15 protein-coding genes are annotated in these 18,818 nt (G+C 34.7%); 6 read left to right on the top strand and 9 right to left on the bottom strand.

Going from position 1 to position 18,818, the window contains the following annotated elements:
* Positions 1 to 103 precede the first annotated feature (103 nt).
* From BUB80_RS13965 to BUB80_RS14005, 9 genes are all read right to left on the bottom strand, one after another.
* On the bottom strand, positions 104 to 1,288 hold the full coding sequence (locus BUB80_RS13965) for a hypothetical protein (RefSeq protein WP_073293862.1): 1,185 nt from the start codon (positions 1,286 to 1,288) through the stop codon (positions 104 to 106).
* A 111-nt stretch (positions 1,289 to 1,399) separates the two neighbouring features.
* Positions 1,400 to 2,233, bottom strand: coding sequence for a type 1 glutamine amidotransferase (locus BUB80_RS13970; protein ID WP_073293864.1), 834 nt, complete (start codon positions 2,231 to 2,233; stop codon positions 1,400 to 1,402).
* Between the two features lie 35 nt (positions 2,234 to 2,268).
* Positions 2,269 to 3,387 (bottom strand): carboxylate-amine ligase, encoded by a 1,119-nt coding sequence (locus BUB80_RS13975; protein WP_073293866.1) that lies wholly within the window; start codon positions 3,385 to 3,387, stop codon positions 2,269 to 2,271.
* A 25-nt stretch (positions 3,388 to 3,412) separates the two neighbouring features.
* On the bottom strand, positions 3,413 to 4,366 hold the full coding sequence (locus BUB80_RS13980) for an ATP-grasp domain-containing protein (RefSeq protein WP_073293868.1): 954 nt from the start codon (positions 4,364 to 4,366) through the stop codon (positions 3,413 to 3,415).
* Between the two features lie 47 nt (positions 4,367 to 4,413).
* Entirely contained in the window at positions 4,414 to 5,127 is a 714-nt protein-coding gene (locus BUB80_RS13985; RefSeq protein WP_073293870.1) for an alpha/beta hydrolase-fold protein, read from the bottom strand.
* Positions 5,128 to 5,178: 51 nt separating this feature from the next.
* Positions 5,179 to 5,457, bottom strand: a complete 279-nt coding sequence (locus tag BUB80_RS13990) for a hypothetical protein (RefSeq protein WP_073293872.1) — start codon at positions 5,455 to 5,457, stop codon at positions 5,179 to 5,181.
* Positions 5,458 to 5,464: 7 nt separating this feature from the next.
* A complete protein-coding gene (locus BUB80_RS13995; protein ID WP_073293874.1) occupies positions 5,465 to 6,676 on the bottom strand; it encodes an ATP-grasp domain-containing protein in 1,212 nt (403 codons plus the stop codon).
* A gap of 141 nt (positions 6,677 to 6,817) precedes the next feature.
* Positions 6,818 to 8,233 (bottom strand): M17 family metallopeptidase, encoded by a 1,416-nt coding sequence (locus BUB80_RS14000; RefSeq protein WP_073293876.1) that lies wholly within the window; start codon positions 8,231 to 8,233, stop codon positions 6,818 to 6,820.
* A gap of 58 nt (positions 8,234 to 8,291) precedes the next feature.
* A complete protein-coding gene (locus BUB80_RS14005; RefSeq protein WP_228433819.1) occupies positions 8,292 to 9,416 on the bottom strand; it encodes an alpha/beta hydrolase in 1,125 nt (374 codons plus the stop codon).
* A gap of 210 nt (positions 9,417 to 9,626) precedes the next feature.
* Here BUB80_RS14005 and glgB point away from each other — a divergent pair, with 210 nt between their 5' ends.
* The 6 genes from glgB to BUB80_RS14035 all read left to right on the top strand — a co-directional run bounded on the left by glgB (position 9,627) and on the right by BUB80_RS14035 (position 18,790).
* Positions 9,627 to 11,576, top strand: a complete 1,950-nt coding sequence (glgB, locus tag BUB80_RS14010) for a 1,4-alpha-glucan branching protein GlgB (protein ID WP_073294008.1) — start codon at positions 9,627 to 9,629, stop codon at positions 11,574 to 11,576.
* A 3-nt stretch (positions 11,577 to 11,579) separates the two neighbouring features.
* The gene (locus BUB80_RS14015) at positions 11,580 to 12,986 is read left to right on the top strand and encodes a glycogen synthase (RefSeq protein ID WP_073293878.1); all 1,407 of its coding nucleotides are present in this window, start codon (positions 11,580 to 11,582) and stop codon (positions 12,984 to 12,986) included.
* A gap of 86 nt (positions 12,987 to 13,072) precedes the next feature.
* Positions 13,073 to 13,414, top strand: a complete 342-nt coding sequence (locus BUB80_RS14020; RefSeq protein ID WP_073293880.1) for a hypothetical protein — start codon at positions 13,073 to 13,075, stop codon at positions 13,412 to 13,414.
* Positions 13,415 to 13,471: 57 nt separating this feature from the next.
* Positions 13,472 to 14,740: a glucose-1-phosphate adenylyltransferase gene (locus BUB80_RS14025; protein ID WP_073293882.1), complete on the top strand. Its 1,269-nt coding sequence runs from the start codon at positions 13,472 to 13,474 to the stop codon at positions 14,738 to 14,740.
* A gap of 69 nt (positions 14,741 to 14,809) precedes the next feature.
* Complete coding sequence (locus BUB80_RS14030) at positions 14,810 to 15,850, top strand: SRPBCC domain-containing protein (RefSeq protein ID WP_073293884.1); 1,041 nt, start codon at positions 14,810 to 14,812, stop codon at positions 15,848 to 15,850.
* 123 nt (positions 15,851 to 15,973) lie between these two features.
* Positions 15,974 to 18,790 (top strand): 2-oxoglutarate dehydrogenase E1 component, encoded by a 2,817-nt coding sequence (locus tag BUB80_RS14035; protein WP_073293886.1) that lies wholly within the window; start codon positions 15,974 to 15,976, stop codon positions 18,788 to 18,790.
* The last annotated feature ends 28 nt before the right edge of the window (positions 18,791 to 18,818 follow it).

Below are 18,818 nucleotides of genomic sequence, written 5' to 3' on the forward strand. Positions count from 1 at the left end.
TTAAACCAATTTATCCTTATTTTTGAAAAAAGGCTCAGATTATAAAATCCAAGCCCTAACTTTTTAACTTACACACTTCATGGGATAGTGTCTTTATTTTATACTATTCTTCCACAAAAAAAGCATTAGAACTTCCAATCCAGATTGCATCTTTTTTGTTGAAGTCAACGTTTACCATAGCGGCTTTAGTCATTCTTCCCAAATTTTCCAATAGGATAGGGCGCTCATCATTTTCTCTCCAAATATACAATAATCGGATCTCGGCTTTTGAAAATTCCCCATTGATATCTTCAAAAAGAGGAGCGTAATTTACTTTTCTCTGTAAAATATAATTTTCTTTATCCTCGATAGCATCTGTAATTTCTTTTGTCGGATCTAAATTAACTCCACTTCCTGCAAATGAAAATAGAGGTTTTAAAACAAAGTTTTCAAGATTTTCAGTTTCAGGAAATTCATGTAAGAAATAGCTTTTCGGAACAAACTGATGTTTTAGCATGGGAAGAAGGAATTTTGAAATTTTAAAAAACCAATTGGGATGGGTAACCCAAGTAACATCTGCCTCTTCACGGAAATCAAATTCAGTTGTAAGATCTGGAATTCTGTCTAATTCGTCGAAAATGACACGGTTATAGATTCTTTTGATCTCAACTAATTTTCCTTCATTTTCATAATATAATTTCTTTCCTTGTTTCTTTACTTTCGTTAAGCAAACGGTTTTTATTCCGAGTAACTTTTCGGTAAGAATGAAGTCTATGAGGGTTTTCTGCTTTTCCGGAAAAATTTCGAGAAGAATTACATTTTCGGGATTTTCATCGCCTACAATTAATTCTTTTACATACGTTGCAAATTCTTCCTGAGGCATTTTGTTTCTGATCTCCTGTAAGAAAGGGTAAACTTCACAAAAGGTATCTTCATACACTTTTTGAAAAGCATATAATGAAGGAAATGCTTGAAGCTCTATTAATTGAGGCTCAATTTGTCCGTTTTCACTTTTACAGATTCCAAAGTCTATTGTAAAAAAATGAGGTTGATTCGTATCGTTCGGAACTTTACAGTTTTCAGGAATGGCTTTTTGTAAAGTTTCAGGTGATAAAGCTTTAATCTGATCAATAATACTTTCGCTGGCATCAATAAGTTTATCTTTAAATTCATTGGTCAGAAAAAGAGGGCTTTCAGAAATTCTAAAAGAAGGCTCTATGCCGCTTTTCTGTTTTAAAATCTCTTTAAATTGACTGTATTTTTCCTGAGAAAATTCCTGATTAAATTGTTTTCTGTATGTTGGGATCATATTCTTTTTCTTTGTGATTTTAAAAAATCGAGCAATATTGCTCGATTTGTGTATTGATTTTTTAGTTTATTTCAGCTTTTGAACGGAGTCAAAGCATCAATATTAAAGTTATTAAACCATTGCTTCAGAGCCCTTCAAAATGTTTTTTTTTGCAAATTGCAAAAACCTTGGAAGAATCTGAGCCTGTGTAAGAACAATCTTATCTTCATCATCCATTCTGTCTACGGTTTCAAGATATTTCTCCATTCCGAAGTTTTCTATCATGGCTACTTTATTCTTCTCGTCTTTTAGGTTTTCAACCATGCCTGCAGGGTTAGCTTCAGGATGAAATTGAGTTCCAAAAATCTCTTCTGAAAAGCGGATTGCCATAATGGCTCTTTCCAAATTAATATGCGGACGGAATTTTTCAATAGCAACGATTTTCATTCCTAATTCCTCAAAACGGTCATGGTTTGGTTCAATGAACTGAAATGCTCTTGAATCTACCGCATAAAAAGGATTCGGAAGATTCTTAAATAAAAACTCTTGCTTTCCTTCATCTGTTTTATGAATTGGCATTACCCCGAAAGAATAAGATTTTCTTTTGCAGATATTTCCTAGCTCCCAATGAATGCTCGCCAATTGAAATGAATGGCAGATAAGGAACAGATATTTTTTATCATCATTGTATTTGTTATGATCATAAACAGTATCTAGAAATGTTGCAAATTTACTTTCCCATTCAAGACCTTCTCTGTGCGGATCTCCGGGACCTCCCGAGGAAATGAAAATATCAAAATCCTCCACATTAGGAATTTCGTTCTTATATCTTACGTCAAATACAGTGATGGTTACATTCTCTTCAGACTTTTGTTGGAAAGTCTCAGAAATTTCTTTAATATTTCTAAAGCCTTGATTAACATGGTTGTTATTCATATCCAATAAAGCGATTCTAATATCTTTCATACGACTTCATATTTTTTACAAAGTTACCAAAAATATTACGAAGCAGTTTCGCCATGTGTTATGCCATACTCCGTTTCAGAGATCATATAGTCTACTACTTTTGTAAGATCACCAGTCTCTTTAAATATTCTAAGCTGTCTGTCGGCCCCTGTTCCGTTTTCTAAAATTGTCCAGGCGTATTCAACTTCTTTTCTGCATCCTAAATCATCCACAACATCATCAATGAACTCAAGAAGTTCTTTTAGTAGTTGAGGATAAGGAACGGCTTCTTCTTTTCCGAAATCAATTAAATGTGAATGTATTCCGTCTTTCGAAGCTCTCCATTTATTTTCATTCAATAATAATCTTCTGTAGCTTCTAAAGCTTAAATTTTGTTGATGAAGTTTATAAATCTTTGCCACTAAGCTTTGCATGATGGCAGCCATACAGACGGTTTCCTCAATTCTTAAAGGCATATCACAGATTCTAAACTCAATGGTAGGGTAGAATGGATGTACTCGTAGATCCCACCAGATTTTCTTGGCATTGTCTATGGTTCCGGTTTTTATCAAAAGATTTACATAACTGTCAAATTCTGCCACCGAATTAAAGAAACTCGGAATTCCTGTTCTTGGAAACTTTACAAAAACCTCTTGTCTGTAAGATTTAAAACCTGTATTTCTTCCGATCCAGAAAGGTGAGTTGGTAGAAAGAGCATATACATGAGGCAAGAAATAACGCATGACATTTTGAATTCTAACACCTTCTTCACGGTTTGGAATTCCGATATGTACATGCAGTCCAAAAATAAGATTTCCACGGGCAACATCTCCCATATCGTCTACAATTTTGTTGTAACGCTCGCCATTGGTGATGGTATTATGTTCCCAATTTGAAAAAGGATGCGTTCCCCCTCCCGAAACCCGAAGTCCCTGGTCGTGGGCTGTTTTAATAAGATGCCTTCTTAAATTAGTAAGCTCAGCCTGTGCTTCCTGAATATTCTGACAAATACCGGTTTCCATTTCGATCATGGACTCATGCATTTCATGCTTTAAGTTTTCACTTAAAACAGCTTTTCCGCCTTCAATAATTTTTGAAACATGAGAGATTAGATCTCTGCTTTCAACATCTATAATTTGGTACTCTTCTTCGATACCAATCGTAAATTGATGCATTTTTTTTCGGTGTTTTTTTGTTTTTTTATTTTACGGAATCTTTTACAAAAGTTCCCCAAGAGATGTTAGGTTTTCCAGGGACGTATTCTTTTGCTTTTTCAATCGCTAATTTAGCCGAATGTTCTACGATCCATGCGAAATTTTCTTCACCTACAGAATTTCTGTCTGCATCTGGAGCTGGATTACAGAAATCTATAGCATAAGGAATTCCATCTCTAATAGCGAATTCTACGGTATTGAAATCATATCCTAGAGCTTCATTCATTTTGATGGTATAATCATGAATTACTTTTAGTAGTTTTTTCAATTCCTCGCCTTCTGTTTGATGCGTCGTTTCATATCTTAAATGAGGTGCATTTCTTGGTTCGTAAGGCATAATGTGAACATATTTCTGGCCTAAACAATACACTCTGTAATAATCTTCGAAAACGATCTCCTCCTGAACCATCATTACCAATTGCTCGGTTTCTCCCAGTTTATTCCAAAGGTCTTCCGGATTTTCTACTCGGTAAACACTTTTCCAACCACCACCATCGTGAGGCTTCATATAAGCAGGGAAGCCTACATATTCGAAAATATAATCCCAGTCGTGAGGGAATTTTAAGTTTCGGAATGATGTTTCTGAAGTGTCTGTAGGTCTTTCAGAAGAGGGCAATAAAACTGTTTTTGGAAGAGGGATTCCCAGTTTAGACATCAATGCATTATTGAAAAACTTTTCGTCTGCACTCCACCAAAAAGGATTATTGATAACATACGTTCCGTTCAATGCTGCATTTTTAAGATACGCTCTGTAGAAAGGAACATCTTGCGAAATTCTGTCTATAATTACTGCATATCCATAATCAGCACCTTGTTCTAATTTGTCAATGGTCACTGCTTCAGCAATAATCTCTCCACCTCCTAATTCATTTACCTTGTCTATGAATGCCCAAGGAAATGTATCTTCCATCCCAAATAGAATTCCAACTTTTTTTGCCATAATTGTTGTTTTTAATGTTTTTATACTATTTAATTTTCTATAAAATGTTAAGAAAAGAAAGCTCCTATAAATTTAGGAAAGACCATTCGCCAAAGAACCCAATCGTGGTTGATCCATTTTCTTTCATCATACCAGAAATCGATTCCTTTTGATCTTAAGATGCTTGCCATCTCTAAGTTTTTATCTTTGCAGATGTCCTGATCGGAGGTGCTTAACACAATGTGCATGTGTTTGTATTTCCAAGCTTCATCATTTTTTACAAACTCTTTTGGGCAATTGAAATATACCAATTCATCAGAATATCCATCCATAAAGTTACGGATACTGAAGGCTCCCGAAAGGCAGAATAAATGAGAAACTACATCAGGAAATCGGAAAGCAAAATTAGCTGCATGATATCCTCCAAAACTAGCTCCTGCAAATGCTACACGATGTGTCTTGTGTAGTTTTTGGATATACGGGACAAATTCCTGAATGAGAAACTGTACGTATCGGTCATAATTTTTAATCCTTTGCTGGGGCGATATTGTGTCATCATAAAAGCTCCAGCTGTCAATGGTTTGAATATTATATAATTTTACTTTTCCTTGTTCAATAAACCAATTAATACTTCCATTAAGATGGAAATCATGGTTTTGGGTATATTGCCCTTGTGAAGTTGGGAACATGATAATGGGATGTCCATAATGTCCGGTTACTTCTACCTTAAGGCTCATTCCTAATATATTTGAATAGTAATCAGTATGTTCTATCTGAGGCATTTTTTTCTTATTTGAGTTTTACTATTTTATTTCATTACTATCGAACAAGAATTATGTTAATTCTACAAATTCAATTCCGCCCAATCGATCCTCTGTCAGGATATCGAGAACGATAGTTCCCAAAGTTGGATGCTCCACGATTATATTTTCTTTAAACTGCCATTCTGCACCGGGCTTATTGGCATTTGTTGCATCTATGAATTTATAATACGCTTTGCTTTCCCAGTCTCCGTTTTTGGCATTTTCTAAAGCTTTATTCAGATTCAGATTTTCCGGAATTTTTGTTTTGATAAGATCAATAACTTCTTGGATATTAATGTCTTTATTCATTACTGAATTATGAAGTTGGTTTGCTTTTAGGAGGGATGATATTCAGTAATTCTGCATATATTTTTTTCGCAGCATAATCTAGTCTTTCTTCTACAACGGTAGAGTCGCTAGATTTGTATACAATGCCAACGTGGTATTCTATTGGTAAAAACTGCACGGCTTCTTCACATTCAAACTGATTATAATCTGGCTCTCTATCTTTAATTAAAGCAATGATTAACCCTGAATAATAAGCTGTAGGTTTTGATACCTGATATTTTTTACCTTTCAAAAGAGCATCTTCAATCTTTGCCCATTCTCTCCATATGTTAACATTACTTGAAGCTTCCACCAGATCGGGAATGTGAGCACCTCCAACTCTTGAAGAAGTTTCCAGGAAGTAATATTTCCCATCTTCTTTACTTCGGATAAATTCTGTATGGGTAGCACCATTTAACAACCCAAAACTTAAAATTACTTTTGAATTAACTTCATCTAGCGCTTTAAACTCATCAGAATATCTTCCTAAGGTTTTCGTTCTAAAAACACCACCCTCGTGAGATACCTCCATAGGTGGAGCCAAATATTTGGATGCTGAAGTAAATACAATTTCTTGGTTAAATGTTAAGCTGTCCACATGATAAACATCTCCTGGCTTAAAGCTTTCCAATAAAAATAAATGGCGCTCTTCTCCGAGCTCATTTAAAGCTTCCCAAAGTTGTTCTTTGTTGGTTATTTTTTTTATTCCTGAAGCAGAGGCTTCCGAACGTGGTTTTAAAACCCATGGTGCCGGAACTTTTTCAACGAATGCATTCACTTCATCATTATTAAAAACTGCTGTGAACTCAGGGACGTTAATGCCTGAATCTTTTGCCTTTTGTCTCATCGCCAATTTATCTCTGAAATAACGGTGAGTGGTTTGGCCCATTCCCGGAATACGGAACGTTTCTCTTATAAGTGCTGCTTTTTCAACATCATAATCATCTAAAGCTACTACAGCATCTACTTTCCTGGTTTGCATTAAATAGGAAAATCCTTGAATAAGATGATCAAGATTCCAAACAGAAGGCTTAAGCTCCGGCATGTAAAATACTTCATCAATGGCTTCCCAGGGCCAATTTTTTTCTTTAAGCTTTTCAGATGTTACTAAGATTATTTTATTACCGAGCTTCTTCATTTCATCCATGAAATCATAGCCCTTGTAATAGCACGAAATACATACTATTGTTTTCTCCTCCATATAATGTTTTTTAATTTTTAGTAAATATTCAAAAATAAAATAGATTCTTTGTTGATTAATTATTGTATAAACTAGTCTATTGTTGTGTTTTTGAAAATCACTATATCAATTATACAGACATTTTTTGTAAAAAACTAATTTTTAGTGATAATTTTCGATTAAATCGGCCAATAACTGCACTCCAAAGCCTGTTGCAGCTTTTTCTTTGGCGTATCCAACACTTCCAAAGGCAACTCCCGCGATGTCTAAATGGGCCCACTTTGGATGATCTTCAATAAACTGTTCCAAGAATTTTGCTGCAATAATACAGTCTCCAATAGGTTTCATTGAAATGTTTTTCAAATCGGCCACGTCAGATTGTATATCGTCTTTCCAAATATCCCATAATGGTAAATTCCAAAGTCTTTGATTGGTTTTATCACCCGTTTTTATTAAAAGGTTTTTCAGGTCTTCATTATTAGAAAAAAGGGCTCCACAAGTATCACCAAACATTCTTACTGAACTTCCTGTTAAAGTAGCAAGATCAATCAATATATCTGTTTTGAAATTTTTAGCCATATAAGAAAGTCCGTCTGCCAAGATCATTCTGCCTTCTGCATCAGTATTTAAAACTTCAATTGTTTTTCCGTTGTAAGCAGTGACCACATCACTTGGAAGGAAAGCTTTCTCAGAAATTGCATTGTCTGTAATGGGTAAAATTGCTACAATATTTACTGGAAGTTGCATTTCCGAAGCATAAATCAAAGCACCCAAAACGGCAGTCGCTCCCCCCATATCAGATTTCATATAGTGCATATTATCAGGATTTTTCAACGAAATACCTCCGGTGTCAAACAATACGCATTTTCCGACTAAGCCAATGGTTTTGGCATTTTTAACGGTTGTTTTATACTCTAAAATGGTAAAAGCAGCATCATAAGCACTTCCTTGATTTACGGAAAGATAAGCCCCCAATCCTAACTCCTCACATTTTTTTCTATTGAAGACTGTGTATTTTAGTTCCTTCTTTTTGGCTAAGTTTTTAAGATATAAATTAAAAATATCAGGATTTTTAAGATTTGCAGGTTTATTCAGCCAATCCTGACAAGCAATTTGCCCGTTACATAATGCTTCAGCTCTTTCGCTTATTGCATTTAATTTTTTCTGGCTTACGTTTTCAAAATGGATTTCAAATTTTGGATTCCAGAAAGGATGGGTTTTATCGAACGGGTAGTTATAAGTTCCTATTAATAGACCTTTCACAAACTCTTCAAATTGTTTATCTGTGATGAAATCTGCTAAAAGCAATGTGGCAACCGGTTGTAAATTCTTTTTCTGACTTTGAGAAAACTTATGGGCTACTTGTTGTACCTCAAAATTCTGAAGCGTAGATTTTCCCAAACCAATGAAATAGGTAACGCCTTCTTCATGGGCATTTATAAATACCTCGTTTTTCTTTCCTGTGAAAAAAGTGGAAATATTTTTATTAAATTTTCCTTCTTTCTTTGTCCACTCTTCTTCTGTGAATAATTGGAAGACTTGAGTGTATATTTTGTTTTTTTTATTAATTAATTCCATAAGTCCTATAATAATTTATTTTGATGCTGACATTAGAAATTTTTTGTCTGCTTATCTGTTAGTTTTTAATACTTTTTTGTTGTGGTTTTACTTCTACAGGATTTTCTGTATTATCATAGAACAACCATTCTATAGCTCTGGGGAATTCCTGTGACCAATAAAATTCATTATGGGTTCCTTCAGGATTAATGCTTGTTTTAAACTCGAAATCAAACAGTTTTTTTTCCTCCCATTTTTTTAAATATTCTTCAAAAATGCGAATTCTTTTTACCATTTTAGATCCTTCCTGTGCGCCACCGTATAAATATATTTTTGTGGTAAAAGGGGTTCTGAAATTCATCATCGGGAAATTATTATTCGGTTCAACCCAAAGAGAAGGCGAAAAAATTAATAATTTAGAATAGACTTCGGGATACAGAAAACCGCTGTAAAGGCTTATTAATGCTCCAAGAGAACTTCCTCCGATTCCTGTATTATCTCTGTCTTTTTTGGTGCGGTAATTTTCATCAACGAAAGGTTTCAAGGTATCGGTGATAAAACGAATATATTTTTTTCCTTCAGAACCATGAGCTACATGATCATTGTCAAAAATATATTCTTTAATTCTTTCTTCACTACCATGTTCTATAGCTACTACAATAACATCACCACGTCCGTATTCTGCAAGAATAGAGAGCTTTTTATCGATTTCCCAATTCCCGTATCCACTTCCTTCATTGAAGAGATTTTGAGCATCCTGAAGATATAAAACAGGATAGTTTTTATTGGAGAAGTAGTAATCGTACGGCAGTAACGCCCAGACTTTACGGTAACGGTCAAGCTGCGGGATGTAAAATTCTTCCGAAATAATTTCTGCTATCGGGAAATATTCATCTTTAAAAGGTCCCCAATTGAGTCTCCATTTTTCAACAATATTGGAGGTTTTTCCTAAAGATTTGTTTGCTTTTCTATTAGGAGTAATGCTTCCATATTTGTCTAATTCTACATTTTCCCAACCCCCTTTTGTAAATTTATATTCAATGGCTGAGGGGAGAACCTGATCATCAATTTCGATATAATACCTTTGAGGATCCAGTTGTTTAAGTTGGTAATTAAAATCTTTTGGATTCCAATTATTGAAATTTCCTGTGATATATATTGGTCTATCATCACTTTCTTCAGTGTATAATTCAAACTTCATCATGTGTGTGTAATAAGTTTTAACAGTTAAATTTATAAAAAATCTTTTTATGGCAATATTTTAAATTCATAATAATTGATATTTTAAATTTATATATTTGATAGGAAGGGGAGTGAGGAGGATTAACATAATAATTATTTCAATAATAGTTAACTGTGTTTGTAGATATTTTTTGTAGCTTCAAGAATTATATAAAAATTAATCAAAGACTTGATGAATTCTGTTAAAACGTATACGCTTTTTACTGAACATGATGTTTATCTCTTTAAAGAAGGGAAGCATTATAAGCTATACGATATGTTTGGTGCGCATTCTGTAGAAAAAGAAGGAATTCAAGGAGTTTATTTTTCGGTTTGGGCTCCCAACGCGAAAAAGGTTTCTGTGATAGGAGATTTCAATAATTGGAATGATAAAGACCATATTTTGTTCCCTCGCTGGGACGAATCGGGAATTTGGGAAGGCTTTATTCCCGCATTACCATTAGGAACTTTATATAAATATGCTGTTGAAACGCCACACGGAGAAATTTTAGAAAAAAGTGATCCCTATGCTTTAAGCTGGGAACAAAATAGACAGGCTGCTTCATTAGTTGCCACTACTTGGTATGAATGGAATGATAAAGAATGGCTTAACAATCGCTGGAAAGTAAACAGTCTTAATGCTCCGATCTCGGTGTATGAAATGCATTTGGGTTCTTGGGTAAGAGATGTGGATGATCCTAAGCGATTTTTAAATTATCGGGATATTGCCAAAAAGCTTGTTCCATATATCAAAGAAATGGGGTTTACCCATGTGGAATTCATGCCTGTAATGGAGTTTCCTTATGATCCGAGCTGGGGCTATCAGATTACTGGTTTTTATGCGGCGACATCACGTTTTGGTTCGCCACAGGATTTAATGTTTTTAATTAATGAACTACATAACAATGGTATTGGCGTTATTTTAGATTGGGTTCCTTCTCATTTTCCGGGTGATGCTAATGGTTTGCACCGTTTTGATGGTTCTTATTTATATGAACATGAAGACCCGAGAAAAGGATTTCATCCCGATTGGAAGTCTTATATTTTCAATTACGGGAGAAATGAAGTAAAGTCTTTCTTAATCTCAAACGCCATGTTTTGGCTAGATCGTTATCATGTTGATGGATTGCGTGTGGATGCAGTAACCTCAATGCTTCATCTCGATTATTCTAGAAATGAAGGCGAATGGGAACCTAATATATACGGAGGAAATGTGAATCTTGAAGCGAAAACTTTTTTACAGGAATTTAATACCGCTGTTTATAAAGAATTTGGAGATAATATCATCACCATTGCAGAAGAAAGTTCAGATTTTCCAATGCTCACAAAACCTGTTCACGACGGAGGAGTTGGTTTCGGCATGAAATGGATGATGGGATGGATGCATGATACGCTGGATTATTTTAAAGAAGACTATGAAGGCAGAAAATTTCATCATCATAAACTTACTTTTGCTTCCATGTATATGTATAATGAAAATTATATGATGCCTCTGTCTCACGACGAAGTAGTCCACGGAAAAGCGAGTTTAATCTATAAGATGGTAGGTGATGAATGGCAAAAGTTTGCCAATCTTCGGTCGCTGTATGTATATATGTTTACCCATCCTGGAGCAAAGCTTCTGTTTATGGGAGATGAATTCGGACAAACAAGTGAATGGAATTTTAAACAAAGTTTAGATTGGCATTTGTTAAAATATCCAGTTCATAAAGGATTGCAGACTTTGGTAAAAGACCTAAACCATTTGTATAGATATGAACCTGCATTTTATGAAAATCAGTTTGATAAAACCGGTTTTGAATGGGTTGAAGCTGATGATCTTGAAAATTCTGTTTTTACTTATATAAGGAAAGGGAAAAGAAAAGATGATTGTTTTATGGTGGTTTTAAATCTTACTCCACGAGTTTTAGATTATAAAATTGGGGTAAATGCAGGGACACATTGGGAAGTAGTTTTCAATTCTGATGATGAGAAATACAATGGAAGTGGTGTGAAAGCTGAAGTTATCAAAGAACAATCTGAACGCTGGATGAATCGGCCTAATTCAATCATTTTAAAACTTCCCCCGCTTGCAGGAGTTGTTTTAAAAATGGAAAAAGATAAAAAGTATAAATTACATAGAATTAAATTACACAAAAGATAAAAAATGATAGTTTATCATCTTAGCACCGAGTGTTATCCGGTAGCAAAAGTAGGAGGGTTGGCAGATGTGGTAGGAGCGTTGCCAAAGTATCAGAATAAAATAAAAGGAGTTGATGCAAAGGTGGTAATGCCTTGGTACAACAAAGCTTTTGTTTATGATCATGAGTTTGATGTTGTTTTTGACGGATTTATTCATCAGGGACAAAACATGCTTCAGGTTCAGGTGTTGAAGGAGAAAACGGATGTTTTGGGATTTGAATTATACATGATTAAAATTCCCGGACTTTTAGACAGAGATAACCCTTATGGATATCAGGATGAAAGTTTTCAGTTTTTGGCTTTTCAGCATGGAGTTTTACATTGGTTGAGTTCCATGAAAATTCGCCCAGATGTTTTACATTGCCACGATTATCACACAGGATTGGTTCCTTTTATGATAGAAAATTGCCGTGAATTTGAGTTCTTAAAAGGTGTAAAAACCATAGGAACTATTCATAATGGCGAATATCAGGGAATGATGAGTTGGGAAATGGTGAATTATATGCCTTCTTTTGACAGCTACAAATGGGGATTGTTAGATTGGAATGGATACATCAATCCGCTGGCGAGCATGATTAAATGTTCAACCGCTTTTACAACTGTTTCGCAAGGATATCTTGAAGAGCTTTTCGTGAGCTTCAGAGGATTGGAAAGCTTGGTTCGTGATGAATTTTCAAAAGCTTACGGAATCATCAACGGAATTGATACCGAAGTTTGGGATCCTGAAACTGACCCTATGTTGAATTTTAATTTCAACAGCAAAAACGCAATCCAACAGAAAAAGAAGAATAAAGAAAAGCTTTGTAAAGAATATGGCTTAAAACCTGAACTTCCTTTATTTGCTTTTATCGGAAGATTTGCCACAGAAAAAGGAGCGGATTTGCTTCCTGATGTTGTTTGGAATAGTATTAAACAGAGTTATGGGGCTTTAAACATCATGATTTTAGGCTCTGGAAACTCTTACATTGAGAATAAATTGAAAGAATACGATTACACCTATTCTAATTTTGCGTTGGATGTTGGATACAAAGAATTTCTTTCGCATCAAATATATGCTTCGGCAGACTTTTTATTAATGCCTTCAAGAGTAGAACCTTGTGGGTTGAATCAAATGTATTCTATGAGATATGGAACTGTTCCTATTGTAAGATATACAGGTGGTTTACGAGATACTGTAGAGGATATTTCTACGGGTGGAGCTGGAATCAATTTCACCTATTCCGGAGTAGATGACATCGTTCATGCAATGAATAGAGCATTAGCGATCTACAATCAAAAAGGTGTGATGGAAAATTTGATACATGCGAATATGAGTTTTGATTTTGCATGGGAGAAGTCTGCCGAAAAATACATAACTTTATATAATAAGTAGTTGTAATGATATTGAGTTTAAAAAATCTATCTTTTGGTTTCATATTATTTGTTTCAATTAACGTTTACTCTCAGAGCGCAACGCAGATGACAAGTCAAACCTTAATGAGACAAAGTCAGCAGATGATGAGGAGTAATCAGCAGCTTTCATCAGTAATGAATAATAGCAACGGAATGTTTTCTATTGAAAAAGATCTTGAAGTTAGTAAGAAGCAGGTGGGTAGAGTAGATGAAAGAATAAGGAAAGTTGAAGAAGAAATTACATTGCAAGAACTTGATTTAGAAAAAACTGAAAATAAAGAAAAGCTTCTTAAAAAGGTTGAAAGAAATCGAAATAAGATACGTATGCTTCAGAAAGATAAACAAACTATGCAAAAACGGATAGATTTGTTGGAGTCTCGAATTGCTGTAGCTCAACAAAAGCAGTGAGAATGAAATTTTAATAAGAAGGATAAAAAATTAAAATATAAAAACGCAGGATAAATTATGAATCGCAATGTTATTTCCATTGTTTTAGGAGGAGGAAGAGGAACAAGATTATTTCCTTTAACGTATACAAGATCAAAACCGGCTGTTCCTATTGCAGGAAAATACAGATTGGTTGATATTCCTATTTCGAATTGTTTAAATTCAGGATTAAATAAAATTCTGGTTCTTACACAGTTCAATTCCGCTTCTTTGAACTCGCACATCAAAAACTCTTATCACTTTGATATTTTCAGCAAAGGTTTTGTTGATATTTTGGCAGCTGAACAGAATGTGGAAAACGAAAGTTGGTACCAAGGAACAGCTGATGCTGTGCGCCAGTCTATGAAGCATCTTGAAAAGTATGATTATGAATATATTTTAATTCTTTCAGGAGATCAGCTGTATCAGATGGATTTCAAGGAGATGTTAGATTTCCATATTGAGCATGGAGGCGACGTTACCATTGCAACCATTCCCGTGAATGCTAAAGATGCCACAGGTTTTGGAATTTTAAGTTCTGATGACGAAGGAAACATTACTTCTTTCGTTGAAAAACCAGGTTACGATATATTAGAAGGTTTGAAGTCTGAAGTATCTGAAGTGAATAAAGAAGCTGGAAAAGAATATCTGGCGTCAATGGGGATCTATATATTCACAAAGACAATTCTTAAAAAGATGTTTGATGATGGTGCCGGAGATGATTTCGGAAAAGATATTATCCCAAATTCTATCGGGAAATATACCACATTAAGCTATCAGTTTGAAGGATATTGGACAGATATCGGAACTATTGAGTCTTTTTACGAAGCGAATATAGATCTATGTCAGGATTTTCCTCAGTTTAATTTGTTTTCATCTTCACCTATTTACACAAGAGCGAGAATGCTTCCGCCGTCTAAGATCAACGGTTCTTATGTCAGCAAAGCTGTTTTTGGAGACGGTTGTATCATCATGGCAGATAAGATTGAAAATTCAGTGATTGGAAACAGAACGAGAATTGACAAAGGAAGTACAATCGTCAATTCTTATGTAATGGGAGCAGATTTCTACCAAAATACCACAGAAATTGTGATGAACGATAGAAAAGGTAAACCCAATATGGGGATCGGAAAGTACTGTTATATCGAGAAAGCAATTTTAGATAAGAACTGTTATATTGGTGATAACGTAAGAATCATTGGAGGAAAACATCTTCCCGATGGTGATTTTGGGACACACTCTATACAGGATGGAATTGTAGTCGTGAAAAAAGATGCCGTGATTCCTCCGGGAACGCATATCGGATAGTTTTCATAAACATAAAACTAGAGTGATCAATATATTGGTCACTTTTTTTATTTGTCTTACTTTTGTGTGATGCGTTTTTTTAAAATCATAGCAATAATTGCGATAGTATTGGGAGGAGCTTATGCGGCTTCCATGTATTACTTTGTGGATGAAAGTAAGAGCTTTACCATAGAAAAAGAAATAGATTATCCGGTAGATAAAGTCTTTTCTCAATTCAATAATCTACAGAACTTCACCCGTTGGAATAATTTCTTTAAAAGTTCAACTTCTATTGATATAGATTATTATACGCCTTATGAAGGGCAGGGTAGCTCTATTAGCTATGTAGACCCGAAAAACGATACAGATGGAGAAATGTTCATCCGATATGAAAACCCTAATAAGACATTAAGGTATCAGCTTTTTGAGGATAAGAATGAAAATCCCACATTGGTGGATGTTAAATTTAAGCCTGTTTCTGCTGAAAAAACAAAAATCATTTGGTATGTACACACCCCTAAATTATCTGTACTGAAAAGAGTGGAAAATTTCTGGACAGAAGACCGATTTGCAGAGAATATCAATAAAAGTATGGCTACTTTGAAGAATGTGCTAGGGAATAAAGTGGAAAAAGATAACCAAATGGCGGCCATAAAGTACGATAGTTTGATGGTTGAGAAGGAAGAAGACAAACTTTTATTGGGAATTAACGTCAGTACATCAAATAAAAAAGATGCGTTTTATAAAAATATTGTGATGAATTATAACAAAGTTTATAATTATGTAACGATGGATTTAGGTAAAAAAGATGACGAATTTGGGTATCCAATTATGATCACGGATGCTGATAATTATAAAGATAAAGAAGTCTCTTATTTTCTTGGAATTCCTTTGTCTAAAAAGTTCGGCGTTACAGATAATAACTTTAATTTCAGGTCAGTAAACCCAACTGAAAACTATGTGATGTATTATAAAGGAACGTATGAAGGAAGGGTTAAAGCTGTGCAGCAATTGATTCAAAAAGCGAAAAAAGACGAGATGCGTTTTGGTGATATTCGCCAGACTTTTATCGAGCGTCCTATGGAAGATCAGAACGTAAATATGAAGCTCTCATTATCTGTTTATAAGTAAATTCATTGTATTTATTTCTTTTATAGTTTTTTTAAGAGTTTTAGGCTGTCCCACCTCGGTTTTTTTTATTAAATTTGAGCATTAATTCTACAAACAAAATTTAATAATAGATAAACTGTAATAATGGACAGATTTTCATTCCTAAACGCAGCTCATTCTCAATTAATTGAGGATTTATACCAACAGTATTTAAAATTCCCGGACTCTTTAGAACCATCATGGAAATCCTTCTTTCAAGGATTCGATTTTGCTTTGGAGAACTACGGGGAAGGCGATAACATCCAATATATCCAAGCTCCGGCTAGTGCTGCTCCAGCAGTACAGCAAATATCTCAGGCAGCAGCTAACGGCGAAGTTCCTGAGCATATCAAAAAAGAATTTAAAGTAGTAAACCTTATTGAGGCTTACAGAACGAGAGGCCATTTGTTTACAAAAACAAACCCTGTTAGAGAAAGAAGACACTACACTCCAACTTTAGATATCGAAAATTTTGGTCTTGATAAGGCTGATTTAAATACAAAGTTCAACTGTGCTGTTGAAACAGGAATGAAAGAGCCTGCAACTTTACAGGAGCTTATCAAACATTTAGAAAGTATTTATTGTGATTCTATTGGTGTTGAGTATACCTACATCAACAATGTTGAAGAAAAAGACTTTATCAAAAAATGGTTACAGGTAAACGAAAACCATCCAAGTCTTTCTGCTAACGAGAAAACTGATATTTTATTGAAGTTGAATCAGGCAGTAGCTTTTGAAAACTATCTTCACACAAAATTTGTGGGACAAAAAAGATTCTCTCTTGAAGGAGGTGAAACATTGATTCCTGCGTTGGATCAATTGATTTCAAGATCTTCTCAGTTAGGAGTTGATGAAGTTGTTCTAGGAATGGCTCACAGAGGTAGACTGAATGTTTTATCTAATATTTTCGGGAAGTCTTACAAGCAGATTTTCTCAGAATTTGAAGGAAAAGAATTTGAAGAAGATGTATTCTCTGGTGATGTTAAATATCACTTAGGTTCATCTAAAAAAATAAAAACAGCTTCTGGAGAAGAAGTAGCAATTAACCTTACTCCAAACCCATCTCACTTAGAAACAGTTTCTGCTCTTGTGGAGGGGATTTGTCGTGCTAAAATAGATGACAAATACAAAGGAGACAGTTCTAAAATTTTACCAATCGTAATTCACGGTGACGGTGCATTGGCAGGACAAGGTATTGCATATGAAGTTGCTCAGATGATGACGTTGGAAGGATATAGAACAGGAGGAACTGTTCATATCGTAGTAAACAACCAGGTTTCATTTACAACTAACTTTGCAGACGCAAGATCTTCAACGTATTGTACAGACATTGCTAAAGTTACAGAATCTCCTGTAATGCACGTAAATGCTGATGATGCTGAAGCGGTAGTACATGCCATTCATTTTGCTGCTGATTTCAGAGCGAAGTTTGGAAAAGACGTTTATATTGATTTATTGGGATATAGAAAATATGGTCATAACGAAGGGGATGAACCAAGATTTACACAGCCTAATTTATATAAACTAATTTCTAAGCACCCGAATCCAAGAGAGATTTATAAAGATAAATTAATCAACGACAGCATTATTTCTAACGATGTTCTTAAGAAAATGGAAACTGATTTCAAAGCGCTTTTAGATAAAGACTTTGATGCTTCTAAAGAGATCGAGAAAAATGTAATGGACTTGTTTATGTCTGAAGATTGGGTAAACTATCCTATTGGAAAAAGAGGCGCTGTTCAATTACCTGTTGATACAAAATATGACTTAGAGAAGTTGAAAGAATTGGCAATCAAAATGTCAACACTTCCGGCTGATAAAAAGTTTATTAATAAAATTACAAGACTTTTCGAAAACCGTCTTAAAGCAATCGACGGAAATTCTTTAGATTGGGCATTAGGAGAGTGGTTAGCATATGCTACATTGCTTACTGAAGGTCACAACGTAAGACTTTCTGGGGAAGATGTTGAAAGAGGAACATTCTCTCACAGACACGCAGTTGTAAAAACTGAAGATACTGAAGAAGAATTCATCCCGTTAAGACACGTTTCTGAAAGCAGATTTGATGTTTTCAATTCTCACCTTTCTGAATATGGTGTTCTAGGATTTGATTATGGCTATGCTATGGTTTCTCCTAATACATTAACAATTTGGGAAGCTCAGTTTGGAGATTTCGTAAATGGAGCTCAGATTATTGTTGATCAATATTTAGCTGCTGCAGAAGAAAAATGGAAAATTCAGGATGGTTTGGTCATGTTATTACCTCACGGATCTGAAGGTCAGGGTGCAGAACACTCTTCAGCAAGATTAGAAAGATTCTTAACGCTTTGTGCAAACGAAAATATGGTGGTAGCGAATATTACGTCGCCTGCTAACTATTTCCACTTGTTGAGAAGACAACTAAAATGGACTTTCAGAAAACCATTGATCGTGATGAGTCCAAAATCTCTATTGAGACATCCAAAAGTAGTTTCTCCATTAGAAGATTTTGCTACAGGAAGTTTCCAGCCGATCTTAGACGATCCAACTGCTGATCCTAAAAAAGTAGAAAAATTAGTTCTTTGTTCAGGTAAATTATACTTCGAATTATTGGCTAAAAAAGAAGAATTAAACGCTGAAAATATTGCTTTGGTAAGATTTGAACAGTTGTATCCTTTACAAAACGATGCAATCGAGGCGATCTTCAATAAATATGAGAACAAAAAAGAAATTGTTTGGGCTCAGGAAGAACCAGAAAATATGGGGGCTTGGTCTTACATCTTAAGAAACTTCAGAGATACAGGAATTCAGGTTATTTCTCCTGTTCCTAGTGGTGCTCCGGCTCCGGGAAGTCATAAAATGTTCGAGAAAAACCAGAATGCAGTGATCAACAGAGTTTTCGACAGAGACGATGCTCCTGCTAAAAGACCTGTAACAGCTTAATTAAAATAATACTCAATTAAAAAATAAA

Origin of the sequence: Chryseobacterium polytrichastri (genome assembly GCF_900142445.1) — a bacterium.
GTDB lineage: Bacteria > Bacteroidota > Bacteroidia > Flavobacteriales > Weeksellaceae > Chryseobacterium > Chryseobacterium polytrichastri.